17 protein-coding genes are annotated in these 15,588 nt (G+C 57.6%); 13 read left to right on the plus strand and 4 right to left on the minus strand.

The window, feature by feature from the left end; all coding sequences use genetic code 11:
- Positions 1-33: 33 nt before the first annotated feature.
- The gene (locus tag ACR0I1_RS12045; RefSeq protein ID WP_480706652.1) at positions 34-1,686 is read left to right on the plus strand and encodes a tetratricopeptide repeat-containing sulfotransferase family protein; all 1,653 of its coding nucleotides are present in this window, start codon (positions 34-36) and stop codon (positions 1,684-1,686) included.
- Between the two features lie 51 nt (positions 1,687-1,737).
- On the opposite strand, the gene ACR0I1_RS12050 is transcribed toward ACR0I1_RS12045, so the two are convergent.
- The gene (locus ACR0I1_RS12050) at positions 1,738-3,315 is read right to left on the minus strand and encodes a bifunctional metallophosphatase/5'-nucleotidase (RefSeq protein WP_170594839.1); all 1,578 of its coding nucleotides are present in this window, start codon (positions 3,313-3,315) and stop codon (positions 1,738-1,740) included.
- 108 nt (positions 3,316-3,423) lie between these two features.
- Here ACR0I1_RS12050 and ACR0I1_RS12055 point away from each other — a divergent pair, with 108 nt between their 5' ends.
- The 4 genes from ACR0I1_RS12055 to arsC are packed head-to-tail and all read left to right on the plus strand — an operon-like array spanning position 3,424 to position 5,583.
- Positions 3,424-3,762, plus strand: a complete 339-nt coding sequence (locus tag ACR0I1_RS12055; protein ID WP_170563662.1) for a DUF952 domain-containing protein — start codon at positions 3,424-3,426, stop codon at positions 3,760-3,762.
- A complete protein-coding gene (locus ACR0I1_RS12060; RefSeq protein WP_170420906.1) occupies positions 3,759-4,190 on the plus strand; it encodes a DUF1330 domain-containing protein in 432 nt (143 codons plus the stop codon). The genes ACR0I1_RS12055 and ACR0I1_RS12060 overlap by 4 nt, the downstream gene beginning before the upstream one ends.
- Positions 4,187-5,245 carry a quinone-dependent dihydroorotate dehydrogenase gene (locus tag ACR0I1_RS12065; RefSeq protein ID WP_480706654.1) on the plus strand — a complete coding sequence of 353 codons (1,059 nt, stop codon included), beginning with the start codon at positions 4,187-4,189 and terminating at the stop codon, positions 5,243-5,245. The genes ACR0I1_RS12060 and ACR0I1_RS12065 overlap by 4 nt, the downstream gene beginning before the upstream one ends.
- Positions 5,242-5,583 (plus strand): arsenate reductase (glutaredoxin), encoded by a 342-nt coding sequence (arsC, locus tag ACR0I1_RS12070; RefSeq protein WP_480706656.1) that lies wholly within the window; start codon positions 5,242-5,244, stop codon positions 5,581-5,583. The genes ACR0I1_RS12065 and arsC overlap by 4 nt, the downstream gene beginning before the upstream one ends.
- On the opposite strand, the gene ACR0I1_RS12075 is transcribed toward arsC, so the two are convergent.
- Genes ACR0I1_RS12075 through ACR0I1_RS12085 form a run of 3 tightly spaced genes read right to left on the minus strand, consistent with a single transcriptional unit; the run spans position 5,580 to position 7,838 of the window.
- Positions 5,580-6,896 carry an MATE family efflux transporter gene (locus ACR0I1_RS12075; RefSeq protein ID WP_480706658.1) on the minus strand — a complete coding sequence of 439 codons (1,317 nt, stop codon included), beginning with the start codon at positions 6,894-6,896 and terminating at the stop codon, positions 5,580-5,582. The two genes, arsC and ACR0I1_RS12075, sit on opposite strands and share 4 nt — an antisense overlap.
- A gap of 2 nt (positions 6,897-6,898) precedes the next feature.
- Positions 6,899-7,417, minus strand: a complete 519-nt coding sequence (locus ACR0I1_RS12080) for a PaaI family thioesterase (protein WP_170635955.1) — start codon at positions 7,415-7,417, stop codon at positions 6,899-6,901.
- Position 7,418: 1 nt separating this feature from the next.
- Positions 7,419-7,838 (minus strand): PaaI family thioesterase, encoded by a 420-nt coding sequence (locus ACR0I1_RS12085; RefSeq protein ID WP_010438901.1) that lies wholly within the window; start codon positions 7,836-7,838, stop codon positions 7,419-7,421.
- A 117-nt stretch (positions 7,839-7,955) separates the two neighbouring features.
- Here ACR0I1_RS12085 and ACR0I1_RS12090 point away from each other — a divergent pair, with 117 nt between their 5' ends.
- From ACR0I1_RS12090 to ACR0I1_RS12125, 8 genes are all read left to right on the plus strand, one after another.
- Positions 7,956-8,324 carry a MerR family transcriptional regulator gene (locus ACR0I1_RS12090; protein WP_170391912.1) on the plus strand — a complete coding sequence of 123 codons (369 nt, stop codon included), beginning with the start codon at positions 7,956-7,958 and terminating at the stop codon, positions 8,322-8,324.
- Positions 8,325-8,496: 172 nt separating this feature from the next.
- Entirely contained in the window at positions 8,497-8,898 is a 402-nt protein-coding gene (locus ACR0I1_RS12095; RefSeq protein WP_039536426.1) for a MerR family transcriptional regulator, read from the plus strand.
- Between the two features lie 38 nt (positions 8,899-8,936).
- Positions 8,937-10,718: an acyl-CoA dehydrogenase C-terminal domain-containing protein gene (locus ACR0I1_RS12100; protein ID WP_480706661.1), complete on the plus strand. Its 1,782-nt coding sequence runs from the start codon at positions 8,937-8,939 to the stop codon at positions 10,716-10,718.
- A 53-nt stretch (positions 10,719-10,771) separates the two neighbouring features.
- The gene (locus ACR0I1_RS12105; protein WP_170391916.1) at positions 10,772-10,984 is read left to right on the plus strand and encodes a hypothetical protein; all 213 of its coding nucleotides are present in this window, start codon (positions 10,772-10,774) and stop codon (positions 10,982-10,984) included.
- A 31-nt stretch (positions 10,985-11,015) separates the two neighbouring features.
- On the plus strand, positions 11,016-11,654 hold the full coding sequence (locus tag ACR0I1_RS12110) for a glutathione S-transferase family protein (RefSeq protein ID WP_480706663.1): 639 nt from the start codon (positions 11,016-11,018) through the stop codon (positions 11,652-11,654).
- A 12-nt stretch (positions 11,655-11,666) separates the two neighbouring features.
- Entirely contained in the window at positions 11,667-12,878 is a 1,212-nt protein-coding gene (locus tag ACR0I1_RS12115; RefSeq protein WP_170420896.1) for an acetyl-CoA C-acetyltransferase, read from the plus strand.
- On the plus strand, positions 12,878-13,366 hold the full coding sequence (locus tag ACR0I1_RS12120; RefSeq protein WP_170420894.1) for a cupin domain-containing protein: 489 nt from the start codon (positions 12,878-12,880) through the stop codon (positions 13,364-13,366). The genes ACR0I1_RS12115 and ACR0I1_RS12120 overlap by 1 nt, the downstream gene beginning before the upstream one ends.
- The gene (locus tag ACR0I1_RS12125) at positions 13,359-15,560 is read left to right on the plus strand and encodes a 3-hydroxyacyl-CoA dehydrogenase NAD-binding domain-containing protein (protein ID WP_480706665.1); all 2,202 of its coding nucleotides are present in this window, start codon (positions 13,359-13,361) and stop codon (positions 15,558-15,560) included. Before ACR0I1_RS12120 ends, ACR0I1_RS12125 begins: the two co-directional genes overlap by 8 nt.
- Positions 15,561-15,588 lie beyond the last annotated feature (28 nt).

A 15,588-nucleotide genomic window follows, 5' to 3' on the forward strand; every position in this document is an offset into this window, starting at 1 on the left:
CTGGTTTCTTATTGGCATGGGACGTGCGCACAAATGGCACAGCAGACCGCAAATTCCCTCAAGAGCAAAGCATTGGCCGATCTGGAGACAGGGAAGTTGCCGCAGGCCTTGAAAAAAGCGCAGCTTGGCATCAAGAAACACCCCAAGGATGCCGATTACCAAGCAATCGCAGGCTTTGTCCTGACCGAGATGAAGCGGTACAAGCAATCCATTCCACACTTCGCTGAAGCATCGCGAATGAAACCGGACGATGCTCAATTTGTCGAAAACCTCGCCAACGCGTTAATGCAGACAGGTCAAATTCCGCGTGCGCTGTCCTATGCCGAGCAGAAACTTGAACGCTTCCCGAATAACAAAGAACTGGTCCGCGTCATTGATGAAATTCAGCTCAAGGGACAGAATTGGCGCCTGATCATCGACCATACGACGAAAAAACTGGAAAAAGACCCTGACAATGCAGATTTGCTTTGGTTGCGGGCCCGCGCCTACGGAGAGGTCGGGTTCTCCGATCACAGCTCTCAGGACATTGCCCGCGCTTTTGGGATCGCACCTGAAAATGAAAAAATCGCATTGTCGAAAGCCGTAGACTTGTATCAAACGGGCGACAAAGAGGGCTCAAAAACCATTTTGCGCGCTGTACTCGAGAGAAACAAGTTTTGCGCGGCGGCACTCTACCAAATGTCTCTAATGGTGGACAATGACCATGCCGAGAGCCTTGCGCTTGCTGTCGACACCGCAATTTCAGGAAGTGATCACGCCAACTCGGTGCTTGAATTCGCAAAGGCGCACTTGATCTCCAAACGTGATGGGCTGTTCTCGGCGCTCCCCCACTTTGCGCGGGCCAATGCCATTCAACACAACGTGAATCCCTATGACAGTACGCAAGAAGAGAAACGGTTCGAAGAAATCAGCACGTTTTTTCCCCTGAATGTACCCCCTGCGACTGCAGGCGTAAGCGATGGGCCCAAGCCGATATTCGTGGTCGGACAGCCACGATCAGGCACAACACTGATGGAAATGATGCTTAGTTCGGCGCCGGATATCGCCGGCTGTGGAGAGCTGACGATTGTAGGTGAATTATCCCAAAAGGTCAGAGAGAGCGGCAAACCATTTGACGCAGACGCAGCTGCTGAATGTGCAGCAGAGTTTCGCAGGCTGATGCCACCCTTACCCGAAAGCTCGACCGCATTCGTTGACAAGATGCCACACAACTATCAAAGGCTCGGCTTCATATTGTCAGCGTTCCCGAATGCCCGCGTGATCAACATGTTGCGCGATCCAAGGGATGTGGGGCTATCAAAATGGATCAGGCGTTTTCACTCACCGGGTATGCGCTATGCATCCAATCTTGAATCGATTGCCCACTCGGCCAACCTGTACCGGTGCTATCTTTCTCATTGGGAAAAGCTGTTCGGTGATCGTATTCTAACGGTTCGATATGAGGACCTGGTAGTCGACCCCAAAACCTGTATCCAGCAAGTCGCCGCCTTCTGCGGTATCGACTGGGATGAGCGGATGATGACCCCTGAGAAAAATACCAGGAAAGTCCGCACCGCCAGCACCGATCAGGTGCGCAAGAAAATCTCAACCGGGTCAATTGGTGGCTGGCAAGAGGTTGCGGATCAAATTCAGCCGATGTTAGATGGGCTGGATCAGGCGTTGTGGCCCGAATACAGGTTCGATTGACCAAAAAAAAGGCCGCCCCGAGAGACGGCCTTTTTTGCTTCTCCGGTCACATCACTTCTGTTTGATGCGCCCGTCCAGATAAGGCTGATACGGGGCGTTCTCGGCTAGATATTCCGCCGTAACATCCGCTAGATCAGGCCCGAAATCATAGGCGTTTTTGTCATCACCCGAGAACACAGAATAACCATCGCCGCCATTGCGGACATAGTTGTTTGTCACCACCAGATATGTCGCAGCTGGATCAATAGCTTCGAAACCGCCATCCTTGGCGACCATGACCTCAACAATCCGGCCCTCATTCGGGGCAACCGATGGATCCCAGGTAAATGTCATTCCTGCCACCTGAGGGAAGCGGCCTTTGACCTCTTCAACTTGGCTCACCCCGTTTTCAAGAGCATCAATCACGCCCTGACCGCTGATCTCGAAGGTCGAGAGCGTGTTCTGGAACGGCAGAACTGTCAGCACCTCACCCATGGTCACCTCACCCGGATCGATCGAGGCGCGCAGCCCACCCGAGTTCGCAATCGCAATCTGGGCGCCCTGATCGGCAACCCGCGCCAGCATGGCATCCGCAACAAGATTGCCCATTTCACATTCCTGCACGCGACAAACGGACCGGTCGCCTTCAATCGAAGCTGACGCTTCCGCGACGACCTTGTTGCGAATTTCATCGAGCGGTACGGCCAGCTCGGCGATGCGGTCCAGCGCGGCCTGATCCTCGGTCACCGCATTGTCCATGATCAGCGGTTCACCCTCAGCGGATACAACATTTCCGTCATCATCGAACGTCACATTCAATTCACCCAGAAACTTGCCATAGGCATAGGCCTGAACGATCTGCACCCCGTTTACGACGGTAGGGTACGGTCCGGCGGCCTTGTCGGATGTGTTCGAAAGATATGTGTTCGAATGCCCACCCACGATCACGTCAACGCCCGTGGTCTCCTGCGCCACGCGCTGATCGACGACATAGCCTGAGTGGCTGAGAACGATGATCTTGTTCACACCTTCGCCGGTCAGCTTGTCGACCTCAGCCTGAACGGCAGGAACTGGATCAGAGAAGGTGATGTTTGGACCGGGTGACGCGATATCGTGCGTGTCTTCCGGCGTCAGTCCGATCAGACCGATCTTTTCGCCGCCCACTTCGATCACAGCCGATTTCTTGATCTTGTCGGTCAGCAGTTCCTCATCCGCATAATCGGCGTTGGACATCAGCACCGGGAAATCGACCGAGTCGATGAAGCCGCGCAGCACCTCAGGGCCATCGTCGAATTCATGGTTGCCCACAGTCATGGCGTCATAGCCCAGCTTGTTCATGAACTCAGCCGCAACCTTACCCTTGTAGTAGGTATAGAACAGCGAGCCCTGGAACTGGTCGCCCCCATCAACGAGGATCGAGTTATCGGCCCGTCCGCGGGCCTCTTCGACTGCCGTCACAAGGCGCGCCGATCCACCAAAGCACTTGCCTTCGGCATTGTCTTCGTCGCCACAGGCGCTGTCGTACTTGTTGATCGGTTCAAAGCGCGAGTGGAAATCGTTTGTATGCAGAATCGTAAGCTTGTATTCGGCAGCCGCCATACCGGCGCTGAGTGCCAATACCGCAGCCGAAGCCAGAAAACGGGTGAACATCGTGAAACTCCCTATGATTGTTTTGCGCGATGGTGCGCGTTGCGTGGCGAAGAGTCAAAGGGGGAAATCCGGCTTGATTCTACCCGTCGTGCGGGGCATCAGGACTTCATGCTGATTTACAAGATCTTCCGCGCCGATGAATGGGCAAACCTGCAAGCACAAGGGGCTTCGGATGGTGCACCGATTGATGTTTCGGATGGATATGTTCATTTCTCAACCGCAGAACAGGCCGCTGAAACCGCTGCCAAGCATTTTGCCGGGGTCGAGGGCCTAACCCTCTTGGCCTGTGATAGCCAAGCAATGGGCGATGATCTGAAATGGGAGGTTTCGCGTGGTGGCGCATTGTTCCCCCATCTCTACCGCCAGATTCAAATGTCGGATGTGGTCTGGTCACGCGATCTGCCCTTTGACGGTCAGGCGCACCAGTTCCCGCAGGAGATGGAATGACACGCTTCATCGATCCCGAACGCGAACAGTTCGAGGCGTTTAAGGCCCTCGATCGAGACCATCCTATCGAGATGCTCAATCTGGTGAAGTTTCGCGAAACAGCTCAGTATCCGTCCGATCACGCACTGGCCGGCGCACATCTGACCGGCGCACAGGCCTATGGCAAATACGGGTCTGAAACCGCGCCTATCGTCGCCCGCATAGGAGCGTCGATCCTTTGGCGCGGCGCATTTCAGACTATGCTGATCGGTCCACAAAATGAGGCTTGGGATGCTGTGTTCATCGCCCGCTACCCCACCGCCCACGCATTTCTTGAGATGGTGACCGACCCTGCCTATCGCGCCGCGGTGATACACCGGCAGGCCGCCGTTGAAACCTCGCGCCTGATACGTTGCGCGCCGACAGAGGGTGGAGATTCCTTCGGATGAAACTGACCGAAAAACTTGGGCTCGCTGCGCTGCACCGTCTTGACCCGGAAACCGCGCATGGGCTTTCGATCAAGGCCCTGACCTCGGGGCTTGCACCGACGCCTGGGCCGGTCACATCGGACCGGCTGAAGACCCGAGTCGCGGGTCTGGATTTGCCCAACCCCGTCGGACTGGCCGCAGGGTTTGACAAAAATGGCGAAGCACTGTTGCCGCTTTCACGCGCCGGGTTCGGGTTTATCGAAGTCGGGGCGGTGACACCCCGTCCGCAGACCGGCAATCGTAAACCGCGCTTGTTCCGCCTGACCGAAGATCGCGCCGCCATCAACCGCTTTGGCTTCAACAACGAGGGAATGGAGGTCATGGCCGCGCGTCTGGCGCAGCGTCCAAAGGACGCGGTGATCGGTTTGAACCTTGGGGCCAACAAAGACAGTGATGATCGGCCCGGAGACTTCGCAAAAGTGCTTGCCCATTGCGCTGCGCATTTGGACTTTGCCACCGTCAACGTGTCCTCGCCCAATACCGAAAAGCTGCGAGATTTGCAGGGCAAAGCGGCGCTAACTGCGTTGCTGAGCGGTGTGATCGAAACCCGAAACGCCCTGCCCCGCCCGATCCCGATCTTCCTGAAGATCGCCCCGGATCTAACTGAGCACGAATTGCAGGATATCGCCGCTGTCGCCCGTGAAACCGGCGTGGACGCGGTGATCGCCACCAACACCACACTGTCGCGCGATGGCCTGCGCAGTGCGCACAAGGATCAGGCCGGAGGCCTGTCCGGCGCGCCGTTATTCGAGAAATCGACGCGGGTGCTGGCGCAGCTCAGCCAGTTGACAGGCGCAGATATCCCGCTGATCGGGGTCGGCGGCATCAGTACGGCAGAACAGGCCTATGCCAAGATCTGCGCCGGAGCGTCCGCAGTGCAGTTCTACACGGCGATGGTCTATGGCGGGATTTCCCTGGCCGCTGACATCGCACAGGGGTTGGACACGCTGCTGGAGCGCGACGGCTTCGATTCGGTCGCGCACGCGGTGGGCAGCAAACGAGAGGACTGGCTATGATCGAATACTGGCACAATCCGCGCTGTTCCAAGTCCCGCGCGGGGTTGGCGTTGCTGCAGGAAAACGGCGCAGATCCTGAGGTGCGCAAATACCTCGAAGACGCGCCCTCGGCCGATGAAATCCGGACGGTTCTGGCCAAACTGAATATCCCGGCGATCAGCATGATGCGCACCGGAGAGAAAACGTTCAAAGAGCTTGGCCTGGCCAAGACCTCGCCCGATGAGGAGCTTGTTCAGGCCATGGCCGAACACCCGATCCTGATCGAGCGTCCGCTGGCCATCGCGGGCGACAAAGCCACTATCGGACGCCCACCCGAGAACCTGCTGGACTTGCTTTAGGCGATCTGTGCCTCAAGTCGCGGATAGCGCCAACCAAGCGTAAGGCCCCGTGCGATGTTCAACACCATCAGCGCGGCCCAAAGCCCATGATTGCCCATCGTTGGCACCAGCACGAACAACGCAACCACGTACAGCGCGACTGACTGGATCATCGCGTTGCGCATATCGCGGGTCCAGGTGGCGCCGATATAGATACCGTCGAACATCCAGCTTGCCACTCCGATGATCGGTGCCAGAGCAGCCCAGAGCAGATACTCGCGTGCCGTCATACGAACTTCAGGCGATGTCGACATCAGATCGATCAGCGCAGGCCCTGCCAGGTAAAACACCAGCCCAAGCCCGATGGCCCCGCCAACGCCCCATTGCGAAGCCATGACCGACGCGCGCCGGACCTTCCGGCGGTCGCGAGCACCGACGGCTCCTCCGACAAGAGCTTCAGCCGAGAAAGCAAATCCGTCCAAAGCGAATGCGGTGATTTCGAGAAACTGCAATAACACCTGATTGGCCGCCAAATTCACGTCGCCCAGATCGGAACCGACAAACAAAAACGTGGTGAATGCTCCGGTCAACAGAACCGAGCGCACCATGATATCGCCATTCACCTGCATCATCCGGCGCAGCCGTGCGGAATCAAAAATACGCGGCCAATCCCGCCATTGCTTGCCGCCAAACGCATCCCCACAAAGCCACAAACCCAGGGCAAGACCCGTCCACTCGGCAATCAGTGTCGCGATGGCAACGCCCTCGACACCCCAGCCCAGGCCAAGCACAAACCATAGATCCAGCGCTATATTCAGCCCATTCATCCATATCTGCAGGATGAATACACCTCGCGTGCGTTCGACTGCGATCAGCCAGCCTGTCACCGCATAAAGGGCAATCGTGGCCGGAGCGCCCCAGATGCGAATCTCCAGATAGGCGCGCGTCAGAGACTCGACTTCGGCGCTGGCGGGCGACAGTGCAAAAGCTCCAAGGAATACCCAAACCTGCGCGGCAATGAAAACCAATCCTGCTGTTCCGCCCAGCAGCAAGCCTCGCATGAGCAACGCTCCGGTTTCTGCAGTGTCACCTGCACCGCGCGCCTGTGCCGCCAGCCCGGTGGTGCCCATCCGCAGAAAGCCGAATATCCAGTAGATCGCCGACAGGATCACCGCACCCATACCCACAGCCCCGATGGGGGCGGCCTGCCCCATCTGACCGACAACGCCGGTATCCACTGCCCCGAGGATCGGTACGGTCGCGTTCGACAGCACGATCGGCAACGCGATTTTCAGGACGCGCCTATGGGTAATGGGCGCTGAGGCGTCCTCCATCTTTAGTCTTTCGGTGTCGGAGATTGCGGCATCAAGAAGTGCCCCGTACCTTGCGCAAAGAGTTTGGCGTGATTGTCTTGCCAGGCTTCGACCCGGACAGAGGCATAACGTCGACCCGAGCGATTGATGAAAGCGCGCGCATAGGCGTCTCGCGGCAGGCCAGACCGCAGGTAGTCGACCGTGAAGTCGATGGTTTTGGGAAAGCGGATATTCACGTCAGTCAGGATGTCCTCCGCACCGATCTCACCGCTTTCAATCCTGGGAAACATATGTTCCCAACTCAGCGTGATTACGGCAGTGACTTCCAGAAACGCCGCTGTCACCCCACCGTGGATAGCGGGTAGAAAAGGATTACCGATCAACTTCTCATCGAAATTCAGAACGCCTGTCAGTTCGTCCCCCCGCCGGTCGAATGTTATATTAAGGAACCGAATATACGGCACACCTTCGACCAGCGCGGTCAATGCGGCATCACGGCGTTGCTTGACCACCTGCATAGGTTCTGGGCGAGGTCTTGCCATCTTAGCGACCCTCCACGGTGAAGGCACCTGAAGCGGTGGCAACGGGACGGTCGCTGTCATCATCCGTCGCCGTCGCCCGCACAAAAGCCACGTTGCGCGTGATGTGATAGCAGGTCGCGCGGGTCCGGATACTTTGACCCGGCGTTGCGGCCCGCATGTAATCAATACGCAGATCGATGGTGGCGGTTCCTCCCGGGGCTGAGGGGTGGCTCATCACTGCGGCACCGCAACAGGTATCCAGCATGGCCGACACAGCCCCGCCATGGATCACGCCAGTCCGAGGATCGCCGATCAGTTGCTCGTTATAGGGCATCGAGATTTCAGCCTCGCCCTCTCCGATGTGGGTCAGATCAAGCCCCAAGGCCTTGGCGTGCGGAATCGCCTCGATGAACTGGCGCGCTAAAACTGTCTTATCGACCATGGGGTTGGGTCCTGTCCTTGTACCTGCCCCTTTATGGGCCTGCGTTTACACCAAGGGCAAGCCCACCTGTTGCGCTTGCCGCAACGACGCCCTAGGTTGCTGCCAAGGAGACCCGGAATGTCCGACACCCGTTTGTCATTCAAAGAAATGTGCGCCGAGTTCGACGTGACCCCACGCACCCTGCGCTATTACGAATACATCGAATTGCTGCAGCCTGACCGTGAAGGCAGGTCGCGGTTTTACGGGCCTCGTGAATGCGCCCGGATGAAACTGATCATGCGTGGTCGAAAGTTTGGATTTCCTTTGGAAGAGATTCGTCAGTGGCTGCTGATCTACGAAGATCAGGGCAATCAGGCGCAGATGGCGACCTTTATCGAGATGGCCGATCGTCAAATGGAAGAGCTGCGCCAGCAGCGCGCGCAGTTGGATGAAGCAATGGATGCGCTTCAGCAATTGCGCGATCAGACCGTCGGCCTGCTGAAATAGCCCCTTCCCCTACGGCAAGAAAATTGCCGAAACCCCTGCTTACGCGACTGGATGTTACGTCAACTATTTTGTGACGCAGCGTCCGCATTACGTAAACGTCACTTGTGTGTTGTAAAACGCTCATCGACTGCGCAACTCAGATTGCATGACGCCAGTGATGAGAGTTTGAACCATGACCGAAGATCTGCTGACCATCCGCGAAATGTGCGAGACCTATGATGTCACGCCCCGCACATTGCGGTTCTACGAGGCCAAAGAGCTTTTGTTTCCGATCCGCGAGGGCCAAAAGCGCTTGTTCACCAAACGGGATCGTGCACGCCTGAAACTGATCCTGCGCGGCAAGCGCTTTGGCTTCAGCCTCGAAGAGATCCGCCAGCTTCTGGACCTGTACCACGTGGGTGACCAGCAGCTGACCCAGATGTCCCGCACTTATGAAATCGCGTGCGAGCGCCTTGCTGACATGGAATCGCGCCGCGAAGAGCTGACGCAGGCCATTGACGAACTAAAAGAGCAGTTGCGCTGGGGCGAAAAGGTTATCGCCTCGATGAAACAGGAAAAGAAGGCCGCCGAATAAGCCCGGCCTTTCGGACATATGAATTAAGGGAGCTTCACATGCCCGTCTATAACGCGCCAACCAAAGATACGCAGTTCATCCTGCACGATGTTCTGAAAGTCTCGCAGTCGGATATCCCCGGCTATGATGAACTGGAGGCCGAGTTTACCGGCGCGGTTCTGGAAGAAGCGGGCAAAGTTGCCACCAATGTGTTGCACCCGCTGAACGTGGTTGGGGACATCGAAGGGTGCCGGTTGGAAAACGGGATTGTGTACACCCCAACAGGTTTCAAAGATGCCTTCGAGCAGATGAAAGAAGGCGGCTGGACTGGCCTCGACATGCCGGAAGAGTATGGCGGCCAGAACATGCCTTATGTGATTGGTACTGCGGTAGGCGAAATGTTCTCGGGCGCGAACCAGGCGTTTGTGATGTATCAGGGCCTGACCCACGGCGCAGCCTCAGCCATTCTGGCGCACGGAACCGACGAGCAGAAGAACACGTACCTGCCCAATATGGTCAGCTGCGAATGGACCGGCACCATGAACCTGACCGAACCGCATTGCGGCACCGATCTGGGGCTTATGCGTACCAAAGCCGAGCCGCAGGACGATGGCAGCTACAAGATTTCCGGTCAGAAAATCTTTATCTCTGCGGGCGATCACGACATGGCCGACAACATCATTCACCTGGTGCTGGCCAAAATTCCAGGCGGACCCGAGGGCATCAAAGGTGTGTCGCTGTTTATTGTCCCGAAGTTTATCGTGAACGAAGACGGTACTCCGGGCGAGCGGAATGGTGTTTCGGTCGGCAAGATCGAGGAAAAGATGGGCATCCACGGCAATTCGACCTGCGTCATGAACTATGACGAGGCCACCGGCTGGCTGCTGGGCGACGAGCACAAAGGCATGCGCGCCATGTTCACGATGATGAACGAAGCGCGTCTGGGTGTGGGCATGCAAGGCCTGTCCCAGGCCGAGGCAGCGTATCAAAACGCCGTCGAATACGCCAAAGACCGCCTGCAGGGCCGCGACGTAACAGGTGTGAAGAACCCGGATGGCCCGGCCGATCCGCTGATCGTGCACCCGGACATCCGCCGCAACCTGATGGATCAGAAAAGCTTCACCGAGGGCGCACGTGCGTTCATCCTGTGGGGCGCGACCATGATCGACAAGGCGCACCGCTCGGGTGACAAGGATGCGGACGGGCTGATCTCGCTGCTGACACCGGTCATCAAGGGCTTCCTGACGGATGAAGGTTACGACATGACCGTTCAGGCGCAGCAGGTCTATGGCGGCCATGGCTACATCGAAGAATGGGGCATGTCGCAATACACCCGCGACGCCCGCATCGCGATGATCTACGAAGGGGCAAACGGCGTTCAGGCGTTGGATCTTGTTGGCCGGAAGCTGGCGCAGGATGGCGGCAAGCATGTCATGGCGTTCTTTGAGATGGTTAAAACCTTCTGCAAGGAAAATGCCGGCAAGGATGAAGCTTATGACAAAGCGTTCATCGAACCGCTGAAGGCCGCGTCCAAGGACCTGCAGGCCGCTGGCATGTATTTCATGCAGGAAGGCATGAAGAACCCTAACAACGCGCTGTCCGGTTCGTATGACTTCATGCACATGTTTGGTCATGTTTGCCTGGGCCTGATGTGGGCTCAGATGGCGAAAGCCGCTCGCGAAGCGCTGGATGGTGGCGCCTCGGACAAAGAGTTCTACGAGACCAAGATCAATACCGGTCGCTTCTACATGGCCCGTCGCTTGCCCGCGACAGCCATGCATTTGGCGCGCATCCAAACCGGAGCGGACACGGTAATGGCGCTGGACGCAGCGAACTTCTGATCTCAGTGTGGGCTCGGGCGTCGTAGCCCGAACCCACCCTTGGAGGAGACAAGATGCCAAAACGCTTTCGCCTGACCCGCCGCTTTCCCGTCGCCATGACCGAGGATGGCTATCGCAAACTCCGCGGTTTCGCGCGAGAGGCGGGATTGGATGAAGGTGAGGCTTTGTCGTTCCTGTTCGAGAATTTCAATAGCGTGATTGATCACGAGAACCTGACGCACAGATTGCGCATCTTTAACTCCGAGCTGGACGCAAGAAAGCGCTGAACGCGCAATACGCCTTGGGAGGGGCGCTCAAATGACCATCAAACTGCATTGCTTCGGTGAAAGCGGCAACAGCTACAAAGCCGCTCTGGCGCTTGAGATGTCAGGTCTGGAGTGGGAAGCAGTCTTTGTCGACTTTTTCAACGGCGCAACGCGCACCACTGAATTCCGGGCCGAAGTGAACGAAATGGGCGAAGCACCCGTACTGGTCGATGGCGATTTTCGCACCAGTCAGTCTGGGGCAATTCAGGCCTATGTCACCGAGAAGTCCGGCAAATTCGGCGGCAAGGATCGGGATGAGAACTACGAGATTTTCAGATGGGTTCTGTGGGACAATCACAAGCTTAGCTCAATGGCTGGGCTGACCCGTTTCCTGATTAACTTCCTGCCCGAAAAGCACCGCAACCCGGATGTGATCGCGTTCAATCAGGGTCGCCTCAAGGCTGCTTATCAGACACTGAACGCCCATCTTGAAGGCCGCGACTGGATCGTTGGTGACGGCGTGACCAATGCTGATATCAGCTGCTGCGGCTACCTATACTATCCCGAACCATTTGGCTTTGATCGCGCCGACTGGCCCAACATCGATGCCTGGCTGACGCGCCTTAGCGAACAGCCCGGTTGGAAACACCCCTACGACCTGATGCCCGGCAACCCGTCGGATCGAGCTTAAGGAGAAGACCCCATGACCGAAGCTTATATCTATGATGCCCTGCGCACGCCGCGCGGCAAGGGCCGCAAGGATGGCAGCCTGCACGAGGTAACCTCGGTGCGCCTGTCCGCCCTGACCCTGAACGCAATGAAAGAGCGCAATAATCTGGAAGGTCACGCCGTCGAGGATGTGATCTGGGGCAACGTCACGCAGGTGATGGAGCAAGGTGGCTGTCTGGCGCGCTCGGCAGTTCTGGCTTCGGATCTAGATGAATCGATCCCCGGTCTGGCGATCAACCGTTTCTGCGCCTCGGGCATGGAAGCTGTGAACTTGGCGGCAAACCAGGTCAAAGGCGGCGCGGGTGAAGCCTATATCGCAGGCGGTGTCGAGATGATGGGCCGGGTGGCCATGGGCAGCGATGGTGCGGCGATTGCCGTTGACCCGTCGTTGGCGATGGAAACCTATTTTGTGCCGCAAGGTATCTCGGCCGACATCATCGCAACCGAATATGGGTTCAGCCGCGATGATGCCGATGCTCTGGCCGTTGAATCCCAAAAACGCGCAGCAGCGGCTTGGGAAGACAACCGGTTTGAAAAGTCGGTGATCACCATCAAAGATCAGAACGGTCTGACCATTCTGGACCGCGACGAGTACATGCGTCCCGGCACAGACATGCAGTCGCTTGGCGCGCTGAACCCGTCTTTCGCAATGATGGGTGAGCAGATGCCGGGCTTCGACAAGGTGGCGATGATCAAATACCCGCATCTTGAGCGGATCAACCACATACACCACGCGGGCAACAGCTCGGGCATCGTGGACGGTGCGGCCGCTGTGCTGATCGGTAATAAGGAGTTCGGCGAGAAATACGGCCTGAAGCCGCGCGCGCGCATCAAAGCAACTGCCAAGATCGGCACCGATCCGACCATAATGCTGACCGGTCCGGTTCCGGTGACTGAGAAAATTCTGGCCGACAACGGAATGAAAATCGGCGATCTTGACCTTTTCGAAGTGAACGAAGCCTTCGCCTCGGTCGTGCTGCGCTTCCAGCAGGCGTTCGACGTCGATCCGGCGCTGGTGAACGTGAACGGCGGCTCGATCGCGATGGGTCACCCGCTGGGTGCAACCGGCGCGATGATTATCGGTACGCTGCTGGATGAGCTTGAGCGTCAGGACAAGGAAACCGGTCTGGCCACACTCTGCATCGCATCCGGTATGGGCGCGGCAACAATTATCGAGCGCGTCTGATGCCCAAACTGGATCTTTCTCAGATACCGTTCAAAGGCGGTTCATCTTATCCCGGCAAGTTAGCCGAGGCCACCGCGGGTCGTTTTGTCCAGCGCGTCGGAGATGCAGGCGGGCTGACCCAATACGGGGTCAACATCGTACGTTTGGAACCCTCAGGGCTATCCTCGCTGCGCCATTACCACATGGAGCAGGACGAGTTTGCCATCATGCTCAGCGGCAAATGCATGCTGATCGATGATGATGGCGAGCATGAGATGCTGCCTGGTGACTGCGCCGCTTGGCCTGCAGGTGAGGCCAATGGCCATCACCTTGTGAACAAAACCGACACGCCCGCAACCTTTCTGGTGGTGGGCACCCGGACCCCGACCGAGACCGGCTATTACAGCGATATAGACATGATGGTGAAAGATGATGAGAACGGATTCTCTTTCACTCGCAAGGATGGCAGCCCGCTGACGGCTGACCAGATTGGAGATGACAATGACTGATTTCACTCTCAGCAAAGACGCCGATGGCGTCGCCTTCATCACCTGGGACGTTCCCGGCAAATCCATGAACGTCCTGTCGCGCGAGGCCTTCACTCTGGTCGGTGATCTGATCGATCAGGCGCTGGCGGATGATGAGATCAAGGGCATCGTTATCACCAGTGGCAAAGAAGGGTCGTTTGCAGGCGGCATGGACTTGAGCACGCTCGCCACGATCCGACAGGAGGCCGGCGACGAACCCGCGCAGGCACTGTTCGATTTCGTCATGAGTGGCCATAACATCCTGCGTCGGCTGGAACTGGCAGGCATGGACCCCAAGTCCAAAAAAGGCGGCAAGCCGGTCGCCTGTGCCATCAACGGCACCTGCGCAGGGATCGGGACCGAGATCGCATTGGCCTGTCATCACCGTGTGATGACCAGCAATCCGAAATCCAAGATCGGCCTGCCTGAGATTCTGCTGGGTATCTTCCCCGGTGGAGGCGGCACCATGCGCTACAGCCGTATGGTCGGCGCAATGGCGGCGGCACCCGTCTTGCTTGAAGGCAAGATGATGGACCCAAAGAAGGCCAAAGGCGCGCAATTGATCGACGCGGTGGCGGATGATCCGGTTGCGGCAGCCAAGGAATGGGTACTGAACGCCAAGGATGCCGATCTGGTAAAGCCGTGGGATGCCAAGGGCTACAAGATGCCCGGCGGCGCACCCTACCACCCCGCCGGTTTCATGACCTTCGTGGGCGCAAGCGCCATGGTGAACGGCAAGACCCAAGGTGCCTTCCCGGCGGCCAAGGCTCTGCTGAGTTCGATCTATGAAGGCGCATTGGTTGACTTTGACACCGCCTTGAAGATTGAGGCGCGCTGGTTCACCAACGTGCTCATGAACCCGTCTTCGTCAGCGATGATCCGGTCGCTGTTTCTGAACAAGGAGGCGCTGGAGAAAGGCGCAGTGCGACCCAAGGATGTACCCGATCAGCGGGTCAAGAAGATCGGCGTTCTGGGTGCCGGCATGATGGGGGCTGGTATCGCGCTAGTCTCGGCACAGGCCGGGATGGAGGTCGTTCTGATCGACCGCGATCAGGCGGCTGCCGACAAGGGCAAAGCCTATAGCGAAAGCTACATGGATAAAGGGATCAAGCGCGGCAAAGCGACGGCTGAGAAGAAAGAAGCCCTGTTGGCCCGTATCACCGCCACGCCCGATCTGGAGCACCTGAAAGGCTGCGACCTGATCATCGAAGCCGTGTTCGAAGACCCCGGCGTCAAGGCTGAAATGACCAAGAAAGTCGAGGCGATCATCCCCGAGGATTGCATCTTTGCGTCGAACACCTCGACCCTACCGATCACAGATCTGGCCAGGGCCAGCATACGGCCCGAGCAATTCATTGGCATCCACTTCTTCTCACCGGTCGAGAAGATGTTCCTGGTCGAAATCATCAAAGGCAAGGAAACCGGCGATCGTGCTGTCGCCAAGGCGCTGGACTATGTGCGCCAAATCCGCAAGACACCGATCGTGGTCAATGACGCGCGCTTCTTCTACGCCAACCGCTGCATTATTCCGTACATCAACGAAGGTCTGCGGATGATCACCGAAGGCGTCAGCCCTGTTCTGATCGACAATGCGGCGCGTCAGTTGGGCTTCCCCGTAGGACCCATTCAGCTGAACGACGAAACCTCGATTGACCTGGGGGCCAAGATCGCCCGCGCTACTAAGGCAGCTATGGGCAACGCTTACCCGGAAAATCCGGGCGATGATCTGATCTTTTGGATGGAAGAACAAGGTCGTCTGGGTCGCAAGGCCAATGCAGGATTCTTCGACTATGACGACAAGGGCAAACGCGTCGAGTATTGGAAGGGCCTGCAGGACAAATACCCACATGCCGCAAACCAGCCCGACCTGATCGAAGTGCAGGAGCGTCTGATGTTCGCGCAGGTTCTGGAAGCCGTCCGTGCGCTGGAAGAAGGTGTTCTGGAAGATATCCGCGAGGGCGACGTGGGTGCGATACTTGGCTGGGGCTTTGCGCCGTGGTCCGGTGGCCCGCTCAGCTGGTTGGACATCATTGGTACGCCCTACGCCGCCGAACGCTGCGATCAACTTACCGAAGCCTATGGTGAGCGCTTTACCTGCCCGCCGCTGCTGCGCGAGATGGCGGAAAAAGGTCAGAGCTTCTATGGCCGCTTCAACCCCGAAGCACAGGCCGCCTGAACAAAGACAGCAGGCGCATGAGCCCATG

The sequence above is a fragment of the Ruegeria sp. B11 genome (assembly GCF_056539785.1).